The 13,902-nt window shown below is 65.0% G+C and carries 13 protein-coding genes and 1 tRNA gene; 10 read left to right on the top strand and 4 right to left on the bottom strand.

Annotated elements, in window-relative coordinates; translation table 11 throughout:
* Positions 1-185: 185 nt before the first annotated feature.
* The 7 genes from cysS to QFZ42_RS07960 all read left to right on the top strand — a co-directional run bounded on the left by cysS (position 186) and on the right by QFZ42_RS07960 (position 6,783).
* On the top strand, positions 186-1,562 hold the full coding sequence (cysS, locus tag QFZ42_RS07930; RefSeq protein ID WP_307700445.1) for a cysteine--tRNA ligase: 1,377 nt from the start codon (positions 186-188) through the stop codon (positions 1,560-1,562).
* A 17-nt stretch (positions 1,563-1,579) separates the two neighbouring features.
* The gene (locus tag QFZ42_RS07935) at positions 1,580-2,233 is read left to right on the top strand and encodes a DNA-3-methyladenine glycosylase family protein (protein WP_307700446.1); all 654 of its coding nucleotides are present in this window, start codon (positions 1,580-1,582) and stop codon (positions 2,231-2,233) included.
* Positions 2,234-2,249: 16 nt separating this feature from the next.
* On the top strand, positions 2,250-3,230 hold the full coding sequence (locus tag QFZ42_RS07940) for an acetyl-CoA carboxylase carboxyltransferase subunit alpha (protein WP_307700447.1): 981 nt from the start codon (positions 2,250-2,252) through the stop codon (positions 3,228-3,230).
* Between the two features lie 13 nt (positions 3,231-3,243).
* Entirely contained in the window at positions 3,244-4,221 is a 978-nt protein-coding gene (tilS, locus tag QFZ42_RS07945) for a tRNA lysidine(34) synthetase TilS (protein ID WP_307700448.1), read from the top strand.
* 67 nt (positions 4,222-4,288) lie between these two features.
* On the top strand, positions 4,289-5,557 hold the full coding sequence (locus tag QFZ42_RS07950) for an aspartate kinase (RefSeq protein WP_307700449.1): 1,269 nt from the start codon (positions 4,289-4,291) through the stop codon (positions 5,555-5,557).
* Between the two features lie 26 nt (positions 5,558-5,583).
* Positions 5,584-5,676 (top strand) — tRNA-Ser (locus tag QFZ42_RS07955).
* 438 nt (positions 5,677-6,114) lie between these two features.
* Entirely contained in the window at positions 6,115-6,783 is a 669-nt protein-coding gene (locus QFZ42_RS07960; protein WP_307700450.1) for a hypothetical protein, read from the top strand.
* A gap of 46 nt (positions 6,784-6,829) precedes the next feature.
* On the opposite strand, the gene QFZ42_RS07965 is transcribed toward QFZ42_RS07960, so the two are convergent.
* The 4 genes from QFZ42_RS07965 to QFZ42_RS07980 all read right to left on the bottom strand — a co-directional run bounded on the left by QFZ42_RS07965 (position 6,830) and on the right by QFZ42_RS07980 (position 10,235).
* Positions 6,830-7,636, bottom strand: coding sequence for a PPK2 family polyphosphate kinase (locus QFZ42_RS07965; protein WP_307700451.1), 807 nt, complete (start codon positions 7,634-7,636; stop codon positions 6,830-6,832).
* Positions 7,637-7,698: 62 nt separating this feature from the next.
* On the bottom strand, positions 7,699-8,133 hold the full coding sequence (locus tag QFZ42_RS07970) for an RNA-binding S4 domain-containing protein (RefSeq protein WP_307700452.1): 435 nt from the start codon (positions 8,131-8,133) through the stop codon (positions 7,699-7,701).
* A gap of 3 nt (positions 8,134-8,136) precedes the next feature.
* On the bottom strand, positions 8,137-9,558 hold the full coding sequence (locus tag QFZ42_RS07975) for a sensor histidine kinase (protein ID WP_307700453.1): 1,422 nt from the start codon (positions 9,556-9,558) through the stop codon (positions 8,137-8,139).
* A complete protein-coding gene (locus QFZ42_RS07980; RefSeq protein WP_307700454.1) occupies positions 9,555-10,235 on the bottom strand; it encodes a response regulator transcription factor in 681 nt (226 codons plus the stop codon). The genes QFZ42_RS07975 and QFZ42_RS07980 overlap by 4 nt, the downstream gene beginning before the upstream one ends.
* A gap of 126 nt (positions 10,236-10,361) precedes the next feature.
* On the opposite strand from QFZ42_RS07980, the gene QFZ42_RS07985 reads away from it, so the two are divergent.
* From QFZ42_RS07985 to QFZ42_RS07995, 3 genes are all read left to right on the top strand, one after another.
* Positions 10,362-11,321: a Bug family tripartite tricarboxylate transporter substrate binding protein gene (locus QFZ42_RS07985; RefSeq protein ID WP_307700455.1), complete on the top strand. Its 960-nt coding sequence runs from the start codon at positions 10,362-10,364 to the stop codon at positions 11,319-11,321.
* Positions 11,322-11,446: 125 nt separating this feature from the next.
* Positions 11,447-11,983 carry a tripartite tricarboxylate transporter TctB family protein gene (locus QFZ42_RS07990; protein ID WP_307700456.1) on the top strand — a complete coding sequence of 179 codons (537 nt, stop codon included), beginning with the start codon at positions 11,447-11,449 and terminating at the stop codon, positions 11,981-11,983.
* A 1-nt stretch (position 11,984) separates the two neighbouring features.
* Positions 11,985-13,499, top strand: coding sequence for a tripartite tricarboxylate transporter permease (locus QFZ42_RS07995; protein WP_307700457.1), 1,515 nt, complete (start codon positions 11,985-11,987; stop codon positions 13,497-13,499).
* Positions 13,500-13,902: the final 403 nt, after the last annotated feature.

Genomic DNA, 13,902 nt, shown 5'->3' on the forward strand with positions numbered 1-13,902 from the left:
CGGCAAGATTGGGGAATGCGGGCCTCGAAAACACCCGGAATGTACACGGCAGCAGCCGTTTATACTGCGGTGCATTGTAGCCGAGGGGCCATGTCCAACCCCTCGTGGCCACTGTCCCGTCACCCCTGAAATTCAACGTCGTTCGCCCGTACCGCACGAGCGCGAAGCGACGTTTTCCGAGCCTCATGAGTCTGCGCATCTACAACACGCTCTCGCGTGAATTGGAGGAATTCTCCCCATTGCAACCTGGCAAGGTGCGCATGTACGTGTGCGGCATGACGGTCTACGACCTCTGCCATCTGGGCCATGCCCGCTCGATGATCGCGTTCGACGTCGTGCAGCGCTGGCTCAAGGCCAGCGGCTATGGCGTGACCTACGTGCGCAACATCACGGACATCGACGACAAGATCATCCGCCGCGCCGTCGAGAACGGCGAGACGATCCGCTCGCTCACCGATCGCATGATCGACGCGCTGCACGAAGACGCCGACGCGCTCGGCATCGAGCGGCCAGCGCACGAACCCCGCGCCACCGACTACATCCCGCAGATGCTGTCGATGATCGGCACGCTCGAGAAGAAGGGGCTGGCCTATCGTGCCGACAACGGCGATGTGAACTACGCGATTCGCAGGTTCCCGGGCTACGGCAAGCTCAGCGGCAAGTCCATCGACGAGCTGCACGCCGGCGAGCGCGTGGCCGTGCTGGACGGCAAGGACGACCCGCTCGACCCCGTGCTCTGGAAGAGTGCCAAGGCGACTGAACCCGAAGAGGTGAAATGGGCCAGCGAGTTCGGCCCGGGCCGTCCCGGCTGGCACATCGAATGCTCGGCCATGGCCTGCGAACTGCTCGGCGAAACGCTCGACATTCACGGCGGCGGCGAAGACCTGCAGTTTCCCCATCACGAGAACGAAATTGCGCAGAGCGAAGGCGCAACCGGCAAGCCGCTGGCCAACTACTGGATGCACAACGGCTTCATCGTGACTGACAACGAGAAGATGTCCAAGAGCCTGGGCAACTTCTTCCTGATCCGTGACGTGCTCAAGAAGTACGACGCCGAAACCATCCGCTTCTTCGTGGTGCGCGCGCACTATCGCCGGCCGCTCAACTACAGCGACGTGCATCTCGACGACGCCCGCAATTCGCTCAAGCGGCTTTATACGGCGCTCGATCTGGTGGCGCCGCAGACCGTGGCCATCGACTGGAACGACCCCTATGCGGCACGCTTCAAGTCCGCCATGGACGAGGACTTTGCAACGCCCGAAGCTGTTGCCGTGCTGTTCGATCTGGCGGGCGAAGTGAACCGCACGCGCTCGCCCGCGCAAGCCGGGCTGCTGAAGGCGCTGGGCGGATGCCTGAACATTCTGCAGAGCGATCCGACCGGCTTCCTGCGTGCCGGCGCCACGCTGGACGAAGCAACCATCCAGGCGCAGATCGACGCCCGCGCGGCCGCCAAGGCTGCGAAGAACTTCGCCGAGGCGGACCGCATTCGCAGCGACCTTCTGGCGCAGGGCATCGTGCTCAAGGATTCGCCCACGGGCACGACCTGGGCCGCAGCGCAGTGAACGGAACCACCAACCCCATGCCTGCTTCATCGAAGAATCCGACGGTCCAGATCTACACGCCGGACTACTGGGAAGAGGCCTGCAAGCACCTGGCGAAGAAAGACCGCGTGATGAAGCGGTTGATCCCGAAGTTCGGCGATGCCTGCCTCGAGTCGCGCGGCGATGCGTTCACCACGCTCGCGCGAAGCATCGTGGGCCAGCAGATTTCGGTGAAAGCCGCGCAAACCGTCTGGGACAAGTTCGCGCTGCTGCCGCGAAAGCTTACGCCGGCCAACGTGCTCAAGCTCAAGGTCGACGACATGCGCGGGGCGGGGCTGTCGGCGCGCAAGGTCGAGTACCTGGTCGACCTGGCCATCCACTTCGATTCGGGCGCGGTGCACGTCGACGCCTGGAAGGACATGTCGGATGAGCTCATCATCGAAGAGCTCGTAGCCATTCGCGGCATCGGCCGCTGGACGGCCGAAATGTTCCTCATCTTTCACCTGATGCGCCCCAATGTGCTGCCGGTCGATGACCTGGGGCTGCTCAACGGCATCAGCGTGAATTATTTTTCGGGCGATCCGGTGAGCCGCAGCGATGCCCGCGACGTCGCCGTGGCCTGGGCGCCTTTTTGCAGCGTGGCAACTTGGTATATTTGGCGCTCGCTCGACCCGGTACCGGTCGCATACTGAACAACAGGAGAAGACGTTGGCGAAACGAACCTTCCTCGACTTCGAGCAGCCCATTGCTGAACTCGAATCCAAGATCGAAGAACTGCGCTATGTACAGACCGAATCGGCGGTCGACATCTCGGAGGAAATCGACCAGCTCGGCAAGAAAAGCCAGCAGCTCACCAAGGATATCTACAGCGACCTGAGCCCCTGGCAGATCACCAAGATCGCGCGGCATCCGGAACGCCCCTACACGCTCGACTACGTGAACGAAATCTTCACCGATTTCGTCGAGCTGCACGGCGACCGGCATTTTTCGGACGACCTGTCGATCGTGGGCGGCCTCGCGCGCTTCAACGGCACGCCATGCATGGTGCTCGGCCACCAGAAGGGGCGCGACACCAAGGAGCGCACCGCGCGCAACTTCGGCATGAGCAAGCCCGAGGGCTACCGCAAGGCCTTGCGCCTCATGAAGACCGCCGAGAAGTTCAAGCTGCCGGTCTTCACCTTCGTCGATACCCCGGGCGCCTATCCCGGCATCGATGCCGAGGAGCGCGGCCAGTCCGAGGCCATCGGCCGCAACATCTACGAAATGGCGCAACTCGAAGTGCCGATCATCGTGACCATCATCGGCGAGGGCGGCTCCGGCGGCGCGCTCGCCATTTCGGTGGGCGACCAGCTTGTGATGCTGCAGTACTCGATCTATTCGGTGATCAGCCCCGAAGGCTGTGCCTCCATTCTCTGGAAGACCAGCGACAAGGCACAGGAAGCGGCCGACGCTCTCGGCATCACCGCGCATCGCTTGAAGGCCCTGGGCCTGGTCGACAAGATCGTGAACGAGCCGGTCGGCGGTGCGCACCGCGACCATCGCCAGATGGCCGCATTTCTCAAGCGCGCGCTCAACGACGCCTTCCGCCAGGTCAGCGACCTGAAGCCGAAGGAGCTGCTCGACCGCCGCTACGAACGCCTGCAAAGCTACGGGCGCTTCAACGACACCAAGGCCGATACCGGCAGATAAGCAAGCGCGCTCCATGAACGAAGCCTTCGAACGCGCAATGGCCGCGTTCGAGCCGGCGCATCTGCCGCTGGCAGTGGGCTTCAGCGGCGGTGCGGATTCCACGGCCTTGCTGGCCGCTTGCGCCTCGGCGTGGCCGGGGCAGGTGGTCGCGTTTCATGTGCACCATGGCCTGCAGGCTGCCGCCGACGATTTCGAGCAGCATTGCGTCGCCGTGTGCGAGCGCCTGGGTGTTCCATTGATGGTGCACCGCGTCGACGCTCGGCACGCGCAGGGCGACAGTCCCGAGGATGCGGCGCGGCGTGCCCGTTATGACGCTTTTGCAGCGATGGCCGGTGCGGGCCTGCCGGCTGGCGCTGTCAAATCAATAGTTCTCGGGCACCATGCCGACGACCAAGTCGAGACACTGCTGCTCGCCCTGTCCAGGGGCGCGGGGTTGCCGGGTCTGGCTGCCATGCCGGCCCATGCGCAGCGCGCTGGACTCGACATCTACCGGCCGCTGCTGTCAGTGCCCGGCGCCGATATCCACGCCTGGCTGGAAGGTCTCGATTTGCCCTGGATCGAAGACCCGACCAACGAAGACGAGCGCTACACCCGCAACCGGATCCGTGCGGTACTGCTGCCCGCGCTGGAGCGCACATTCCCCCAATTCCGCACCACCTTTGCCCGCAGCATCGGCCATGCCGCGCAGGCGCAGGAACTGCTGGGCGAACTCGCGGCGCAAGACCTTGCCGTGGTGGGCCATCCGCCCCGCATCGCCAGTCTGCAGGGGCTTTCGCGTGCGCGGCAGGCCAATGTGCTGCGGCACTGGCTGATGCAGGCGCACGGCTGCGCGCCCAGCGCGGCGCAGCTCGACCAGCTGCTCGGCCAGGTGCGTGCCTGCACCACGCGCGGCCATCGGATCCACCTCAAGGTGGCCAACGGCTTCATCGAACGAAGGGGTGATTTGCTGCATTGGTACAATGCCCCGCCCTCGTCCAAGGCTTCGCGCTGACGGCTTGCAGGGCGCCGCGCTGGCACTCGGGAGTGAAGCGGCCCTTTCTCTTTCTCTGAATTCACCCATGGCATTGATCGTTCACAAATACGGCGGTACGTCGATGGGCTCGACCGAGCGCATCAAGAATGTCGCCAAGCGCGTTGCCAAGTGGGCACGCGCCGGCCACCAGATGATCGTGGTCCCGAGTGCCATGAGCGGCGAAACCAATCGCCTGCTCGGCCTGGCCAAGGAACTGGCGCCCAGCAAACCGAGCGACGCCCACGGGCGCGAGCTCGACATGCTCGCCTCGACCGGCGAACAGGCGTCGTCCGCGCTGCTGGCCATTGCGCTGCAAGCCGAAGGCATGGAAGCCGTGAGCTACGCGGGCTGGCAGGTGTCGGTGCGCACCGACAACTCGTACACCAAGGCACGCATCGAGAGCATCGACGACGAACGCGTGCGCGCCGACCTGGACGCCGGCAAGGTGGTGGTCATCACCGGCTTTCAGGGCGTGGACGACGCCGGCAACATCACCACGCTGGGCCGCGGCGGCAGCGACACCTCGGCGGTGGCTATTGCCGCCGCCATGAAGGCGCACGAGTGCCTGATCTATACCGACGTGGACGGCGTCTACACCACCGACCCGCGCGTGGAGCCCGATGCGCGGCGCCTCTCGACCGTGAGCTTCGAAGAGATGCTCGAAATGGCGAGCCTAGGCTCCAAGGTGCTGCAAATCCGCTCGGTGGAATTCGCCGGCAAATACAAGGTTCCTCTGCGTGTGCTTTCGAGCTTCACGCCCTGGGACATCGACATCAATGAAGAGGCCAAGTCCGGCACGCTGATCACTTTCGAGGAAGACGAAAACATGGAACAAGCCGTCGTATCCGGCATCGCTTTCAACCGCGACGAAGCCAAGATCTCGGTGCTCGGCGTGCCCGACAAGCCGGGCATCGCGTATCACATCCTCGGTGCCGTGGCGGACGCCAACATCGAGGTCGACGTGATCATCCAGAACCTCAGCAAGGACGGCCGCACCGACTTCAGCTTTACCGTGCACCGCAACGAGTACGCGAAGACCGTCGACCTGCTGCAGTCGAAGGTCATGCCCTCGCTGGGCGCGACCGAGATCGTGGGCGACACCAAGATCTGCAAGGTCAGCATCGTCGGCATCGGCATGCGCAGCCACGTCGGCGTGGCGAGCAAGATGTTCCGCGTGCTGAGCGAAGAGGGCATCAACATCCAGATGATTTCGACCAGCGAGATCAAGACGTCGGTCGTCATCGACGAAAAATATATGGAATTGGCCGTGCGCGCGTTGCACAAAGCCTTCGATCTGGACCAACCGGCCGCCTGACAGTGGCATAATCTCGGCTTCTTTCAGGAACTGTGACCGAGTGGCCGAAGGTGCTCCCCTGCTAAGGGAGTATGGGGTGTAGAGCCTCATCGAGGGTTCGAATCCCTCCGGTTCCGCCAAGCTAGTGAAGCCCTGTTGATCTTCGGATTGACAGGGCTTTTTTCTTGCTCGCCTTCCTCCGGCAAGGCGTTGATCAGCGCGCTCAGTTGTAGCAGCGCCTGCTTCTCATCTTTGCGGTTCGGTCGAGTTTGGCCGCGAGGCCTTCGAGGATGCTCGGGCCGTGTCATGCCCGGTCAGTTGCCCGATTCCGGCCCATACGTTTTTCTGACCGAAGCCAGGCCACGAGCGCGCCTGAAGTGAAAAGGTTTGCCAAAGTATTCAAATTTTCCGAAGGCGAATTGCGAGCAGGCGCGCATCTTTCTGTTCGTTCTGAACGAGAACAAATAAATCTCACCCAATGGCTCGCGACGTCGCAGCTTTGCGACAAAACAGGGACAAAAGTAACCATCTGTATGGTTAAATCGCCCGAATTATCGCGAAGAGGACGAGGGATCTCCATGAAGCTGCTGCTGAGCGTCGTGTGCGCCGTTGTTGCATTGGCCGGGTGCGTCAGCACGCCGCCGACACCGACGGAACCTGGAACGGGGTCGGGGCTTTCCTATGTGCCCATGGTGGCCATGGAAGGCGTGGACAAGGCCCGCTACGACAGCGACGTGGCCGATTGCCGCATCGCGGCGACGCGCATCACCGCGCGCAGCGAAACGGGCGACGCCATGTGGCTGGCGCTGGGCCTCGGCCTGATCACCGTGCACGGCCAGGGCATTGTGGCCGCGGCCGCGCAGGGGGGGATTGCGGCAGCCGTGATCGACATGTCCTACCGGCCCGATGCCGAGCTGATTGCCGAACACCAGCAGATCGCGCTGGTGCATTGCATGGCCAAGCGCGGCTACCGCAATCTGGACCCGAACGTGCGCGACACTTTCTACGGCCACTCCTTCAATCCCGAAGTGGTGCTGGCGCCGCGCCGCACGGGCGTGGACACCTACAACGCCGAAGTGCTCGCCAAGGCCGGTCGCTGCAGCATCCAGCCGCGGGCGGAACTGACGGCCAAGGGCCCCGGCTACGAGTCTTACAGCGTGCCCTGCTCGAACGGGGCGACCTGGGCCGTGCGCTGCGAATTCGGCAAGTGCCGGGTGCTGGGCCAGCCGGTCATTCGCCGCTCCTGACCAACGCCCGAGCGTGCCGGCCTGCCTGGGCACGCATGGGCAACGCTCACTTGATGATCATGCCTTTGAGCGCCGGGTCGGCGGGCGGCGCCTTGAGCTTCATCTGCCGCAGGGTCTTCATCAGCAACTGCGCAATCATCAGGTTGCGGTGCCGCTTGTGGTTGGCAGGTATCGCGTACCAGGGTGCGTGATCGGTGGAGGTGGCGCGCAGCGCCTTGTCATAGGCCTCTTGGTACGCGTTCCACTTGGTGCGCACCTCGAGGTCGCCCATGCTGAACTTCCATTGCTTGCCGGGCGTGTCGATGCGCGCCTGCAGGCGTTCGCGCTGCTCGTCCTTGTCGATGTGCAGCATGCATTTGACGACGACCGTGCCGGTCTCGACCAGCAGGCGCTCGAAATCGTTGATCTGCGCATAACGGCGCTTGGCCTCGGCCTTGTCGATCCAGCCTTCGACTACGGGCACCAGCACGTCTTCGTAGTGGCTGCGGTTCCACACCGCGATTTCGCCCGTGCGCGGCACTACTGCGTGGCAGCGCCAGAGGTAGTCGTGCGCGCGTTCGTCGTCGCTGGGCGCCTTGAAGGCGGTGACACGAACGCCGAGCGGCGAGGTGCGCGAAAAAACCCAGCGCACGGTCCCGTCCTTGCCGCTGGTGTCCATGCCTTGCAGCACCAGCAGGAGCTTGCGGCGGCCTTCGGCATGCAGCAGGTCCTGCATTTCGTCGAGTTCGGCCGCCAGGGCGTCGATCTCGGCGACTTGCGCGGCTTCGTTGCCCTCCAGGAAGGGCGTGTCGCCGGGGCTCACCTGCGCGAGTTTGAACTTGCTGTCGACGCGGTATTTCTTGAGGCTGGCCATGACCCGGGACTCCGTGCAAAAGACACGCAGCGTACGCGATCAGGGGCGTCAATGATCGGCAATCAGCGGTCGGTGTCGTCCGGGTCGATGGAAGCGCTCCAGCGGTTGTCCCAGTCGGCATGGCGCGCCGCGCCGTCGAGTTCGCGGCGGTCGCGCTTGGTCGGCCGACCTTGCTCGATGGCCAGTGCCGGCTCGCTGCCCATGCGGCGCTGTTCGCGCGCGGCGGCCTGCGCGGCGATGCTCTCTGGCGTTTCTTCGTAGAGCTGCTGTGCGATGGGAGCGGGACCGCGCTGGCCGCTCAGGCCGCGCACCGTGACTGTCCGTGTCAACGCACCGAGGCGGATGGCGACGGTATCGCCCGCCTTGACCTCGCGGGAGGCCTTGGCGACATCGCCGTTCACCTGCACCCGGTTCTTGCCGATTTCGTCCGCAGCCAGGGATCGCGTCTTGAAGAAGCGGGCGGCCCAAAGCCATTTGTCGATGCGCAGGCGATCCATAGTTCAGGAATTGTGGTGGTAGACGGGGAGCCGCACGACAGCGTCGAGCCCGACCCCCTGTGCGGAATTTTCCCGCACGCCGCGATTGTCGAGATCGATGCGTCCGCCGAGCGCCAGCACGATCTCGCGGCAGATCGCGAGGCCCAGCCCGGAGCCGCTGCCCGTGTCGCCGGCAGAGAAGGGCGCGAACAGGCGCTGGCGCAATTCAGCCGAAATGCCGGGCCCCTCGTCGCGCACCGTCAAGACCGCCTCTTCGGCCGTGCGCTGGACCATCACCGACAGGGCGCCGCCGTGCGGGCTGTGCTTGATGGCGTTGTGCAGCAGGTTGCGCGTGAGCTCCTGCAGCATCCATTGGTGCGCACGCACCGTCACGGGCTGGTCCATCGCCAGTTCGAAGTCGAGCGCCTTGTCGGCGATCAGCGGAGACAGGTCCAGTGCAATCTGCCGCACCACTTCGCCGAGCTCGAGCGGCACTGATTCCGGCTGCTGGCGCAATTGCTCGACCTTGGCGAGCGACAGCATCTGGTTGGCAAGCGTCGTGGCGCGTTCCACGGTCTGGCTGATCTCGCTCAGCGCCTGATCGGGCGCTACGTCGCCACGCCTCGCCGATTGCACCTGGGCCTTCAGCACCGCGAGCGGCGTGCGCAACTGGTGCGCACTGTCGCGCACGAAGCGCTTCTGGTGGTCGAGCAGGCGCTGCAGCCGGCCCATGACCTCGGTGGTGGCGTCGACCAACGGCCGCAGTTCGCGCGGCGCATCGGGCGCATCGATGGGAGAAAGATCGTCGGCCGCGCGCTTCTCGATGGCCTCGCCGAGCTCGCGTACCGGCCGCGTGGCGCGCTGCACCACGAACACCGTGACCAGCGCGATGACGCCCATCAGCAGCAGCTGGCGCCACAGCATGTCGACGAGCAGCTTGCGCACCAGCGTTTCGCGCAGCTCGAGGGTTTCAGCCACCTGCACCACGGCCATGCCGCGGCCCTTGGCACTGGCGACGGGCTGCAGCAAGACCGCCACGCGCACCGGCTGGTCGCGAAAGCGCGCATCGTAGAAATCGACCAGCGCCGAATATGCGCCCCGGTCGGGAATGCGGCCGCGCCAGAACGGCAGTTCGGCAAAGCCCGAGACCATTTCACCGTCGAGCGCGGAGACGCGGTAGAAAAGCCGGCTGCGGTTGTCGGCCTCGAAGGCCTCGAGCGCGGAATAGGGCACGATGGCACGCAACCGCGCTCCTTCGTCATAGCCTTCCACGTCGAGCTGCTCGCCGATGGTCTTGGCCGACGCGAGCAGGGTGCGGTCGTAGGCCGTGGTGGCCGCGGCCAGGCTCTGCCGGTACAGGCTCACGCTGTTGATCACGATGAACAGCGCCACCGGCGCGAGAATGCCGAACAGCAGCCTCGCGCGCAGCGACAGGGCCTTCTTCATGGCTCCGCGCGCAAAAGATAGCCCAGGCCCCGCAGCGTCATCAGCGCGGCGCCGGTGCCCGCCAGCTTCTTGCGAAGGCGATACACGACCACTTCCACGGCTTCGTACTGAACATCGGTTTCGCCCGGAAACACCAGTTCGAAGAGCCGTTCCTTGCTCACCGCGTGGCCCGGCTTCATCATCAGCGCCTTGAGCAGCGCCAGCTCGCGCGGCGTGAGTTCTAGGATGCCGCCGCGGTGGTAGACCGCGCCGCTTTCCGGTTCGAAGCGCAGTCCGCCCACCTCCTGGGGGTTCAGGCCCACATCGGGGCCGGCGTTCTGGTGGCGCCGGCGCAACGCCCGGATGCGTGCCTCGAGTTCGTCGAGGTCGAAGGGCTTGGGCAGGTAGTCGTCGGCCCCGGCATTCAGGCCCATGATGCGGTCGCCCACCGTGCCGCGGGCGGTGAGCAGCAGCACGGGCGTGCGCAGCCCGGCGGCCCGCGCCTGGGCCAGCACCTGCAGGCCGTCGAGGTTCGGCAGGCTCAGGTCGAGCGCCACCACGTCGGGCTCCAGCTGGCGCCACTGCTCGACGGCCAGGGCGCCGTCGCCGCAGATGCGCACGTCGATCTTGTTGCGGGCGAGGGCGCGCTGCAGGGTGACCTGCATCGAGGGATCGTCTTCGACCAGCAGCAGCTTCATGGGGTGAGGTGGGGAATGGTACTTCGGTGTTTTCCCCAGTCCGGTGGACAGCCAACTGACAGCGGGGCGGCGCATGATAGCGGCTCAGGTCCAAGTCAGGTTTTCTTTAGTTCTCAGGAGACAACGATGCGTCGCGACACCTTTTTGAAGTCATTGGCCGCGCTGGCCGCCGCCGGAGCCCTGCCGTTGTCGGCGCGCGCCGCAGCCAACGTCAAGATGATGATTCCAGCCAACCCGGGCGGTGGCTGGGACACCACGGGCCGCGCGCTGGGCAAGGCACTGACCGAAGCCAAGCTGGCCGACACGGTCACCTATGACAACAAGGGCGGCGCCGCGGGCGCATTGGGCCTGGCCCAGTTCGTGAACGGCTCCAAGGGCGATCCGAACGCGCTCATGGTGATGGGCTCCGTCATGCTCGGCGGCATCATCACCGGCAAGCCGCCGGTCAATCTGTCGCAAGCCACGCCGCTGGTCCGCACGACGACCGAATACAACGTGTTCGTGCTGCCGGCCAACTCGCCGCTCAAGACCATGAAGGATGTGGTCGACCAGCTCAAGAAAGACCCGGGCAGTGTCAAGTGGGGCGGCGGTTCGCGCGGCTCCACCGAGCACATCGCCGCGGCCATGATCGCGCAGAAGGTCGGCGCCGATCCATCGAAGATCAACTACGTGGCCTTCCGGGGAGGCGGCGAAGCCACTGCCGCCGTGCTGGGCGGCAACGTCACCGTCGGCGGCAGCGGCTACAGCGAATTTGCCGAATACATCGCCGCCGGCAAGATGAGGGCCATCGCCGTTACGTCCGCGCAGCGCCTGCCGGGCATCAACGTGCCCACGCTCAAGGAGCAGGGCATCGACGTCGAAATCGGCAACTGGCGCGGCGTGTACGGCGCGCCCGGCATCACCGCCGAACAGCGCAAGGCGCTGACCGACATGGTGCTGGCGGCGCTCAAGAGCCCGTCGTGGGCCGAGTCGCTCAAGAAGAACGACTGGACGCCGGCCGTTCTTTCGGGCGAGGCCTTTGCCAAGTTCGTCGACGACGACTTCGCGAGCCTGCGCGCCATCATGGCCAAGTCCGGAATGATCTGAATTTGGCTCGCCCCCAGCGGCCCGGCAACACCGGGCCGCGGTGTTTCTGGAAGCGGCGGGGGCTCTTTCGAACCATTGGGGCCTTTGACGGGCCCCGTTCCATTCCCTGACTGCGGGAGCAAAAAATGACAACTCCAGAATCCTCGGTCTCGCCGCAATCTGCGGCCACCTGGCCGCAAACCCTGGTCGGCGCCGGTGTGCTGCTGACCGGCCTGGCGCTGGCTTTCGGCGCCATCGGCATTTCTTCCGAAGCAGGTTATGGCGGCGTCGGCCCCAACTTCCTGCCTTGGCTGGTGTCGGGTGTGCTCACCTTGTGCGGCGGCTGGATTCTCTGGGAAGCACGTACGGGCGGCTTTCGCGAGCTTGATGCACCGACGGGCGCGGAGCACGCGTACTGGCCCGGCTTCGTCTGGGTATCGGCCGGCCTGCTGCTCAACGCGGCGCTCATCACGCAACTCGGCTTCATCCTGAGCTGCACGCTGTGCTACGTGCTCGCCGTGCAGGGCCTGCGCCGTGCAAGCGGCCAGCCTTCGGCCAACTCGCCGCGCACCTGGGCCATCGATCTGCTGACGGGCGGGCTCATTTCCGCGCCCGTGTTCTGGATGTTCACCAAGTTCCTGGCCATCAACCTGCCGGGCCTCACGACCACGGGGTGGCTCTGACATGGAAATCTTCAACGCACTCATGACGGGTTTCGCCGCGGCGATCACCCCTGCCAATCTTCTCTGGTGCCTGGTGGGCTGTGCATTGGGCACGGCCGTCGGCGTGCTGCCCGGCATCGGCCCTGCCGTGGCGGTGGCCATGCTGCTGCCGATTACCGGCAAGGTCGATATCACGGCCTCGATGATCTTCTTCTCGGGCATCTACTACGGTGCCATGTACGGCGGCTCGACCACGTCGATCCTGCTCAACACGCCGGGCGAAACGGCGAGCATGGTCACGGCGATGGAAGGCAACAAGATGGCCAAGAGCGGCAGGGCTGGCGCTGCGCTCGCCACCGCCGCCATCGGCTCTTTCGTGGCGGGCACCATCGCCACGGTCATCGTCACGCTGTTCGCGCCCTTCGTGGCCGAGTTCGCGGTCAAGCTCGGGCCGCCCGAGTACTTCCTGTTGATGCTGCTGGCGTTCACCACCGTGAGCGCGGTGCTCGGCAAGAGCACGCTGCGCGGCATGACGGCGCTGTTCATCGGCCTTGCGGCCGGCTGCGTCGGGCTCGACCAGATCTCGGGCCAGGGCCGCTACACCGGCGGCGTTCCCGAGCTGCTCGACGGCATCGAGATCGTGCTGGTGGCGGTGGGCCTGTTCGCGGTGGCTGAAGTGCTGTACGCCGTGCTCTATGAAGGCAAAGTGGTCGAAGCACAGAACACGCTGACCCGCGTGCACATGACGGCGCGCGACTGGAAGCGCTCGATTCCGGCGTGGCTGCGCGGCACGGCCATTGGCACGCCGTTCGGCTGCATCCCGGCCGGCGGCACCGAGATTCCGACCTTCCTGAGCTATGCGACGGAAAAGAAACTGGCCAAGGACGCGGACGCCAAGGCCGAGTTCGGCACCAAGGGCGCCATCGAAGGGGTGGCCGGTCCGGAAGCCGCCAACAACGCGACCGTGACCGCGGCGCTGATTCCGCTGTTGACGCTGGGCATTCCCACGTCGAACACCACGGCCATTTTGCTGGGTGCGTTCCAGAACTACGGCATTCAGCCGGGCCCGCAACTCTTCACCACATCGGCCGCGCTGGTGTGGGCACTGATCGCCTCGCTCTACATCGGCAACGTGATGCTGCTGGTGCTGAACCTGCCGATGGTGGGCCTGTGGGTCAAGCTGCTGAAGATTCCGAAGCCGCAGCTCTATGCGGGCATCTTGATCTTCGCGACGGTGGGTGCCTACGGCATGCGCCAAAGCGCGTTCGACCTGTTCCTGCTCTATGGCATCGGCCTGCTCGGCGTGGTGATGCGGCGCTTCGACTTTCCGACCGCGCCTGTGGTGGTGGGGATGATTCTTGGGCCGCTTGCGGAAGCGCAGTTGCGCAATGCCATGTCGATCGGCGAAGGGAGCGCTTCGGTGTTCTTCCAGCGGCCGATGTCGATCACGCTGGTGGTCATCATCGTGGCTGTGCTGGTGTTGCCGCGGGTTGCGAAGCGGATGAGTGATCGGAAGTTGGCTCGGCTAGCGGCCTGACTCTTTGACTGGTTTGTTTTTCGGGGCCGGGTCTCGCCCCGGCGGGCGACTCACTTTCTTTTGCTTCGCCAAAAGAAAGTAAGCAAAGAAAAGGCGACCCCACTGTCTGCGACCCCTGCGCTGCGCTACGGGGCAACCTGCGGTGCTCGGGTTTCGCGGGGTCTCGCAGAACTCGCTTCGCTCAAACAGCTGCGAGCCCTGATCCGCGAAACCCTGCGCTCCTCGGCGCATACAGAGGGGCTTGGAAACCGAACGGGCCTTTGCTTCGCTCGGCCACCAAGCCACCGCGGCGCTGCGCGCCGCGGTGGTTGGTATTGAGTTGGGCTGTTGGCTGTTGGCTGTTGGGGCCGAGCGAAGCGAAGGCCGCCCGCTCCCACCCCTTCTGTATGCGCCGAGGAGCGCA

The organism is Variovorax paradoxus (assembly GCF_030815855.1).
Taxonomy (GTDB): Bacteria; Pseudomonadota; Gammaproteobacteria; order Burkholderiales; family Burkholderiaceae_C; genus Variovorax; species Variovorax paradoxus_M.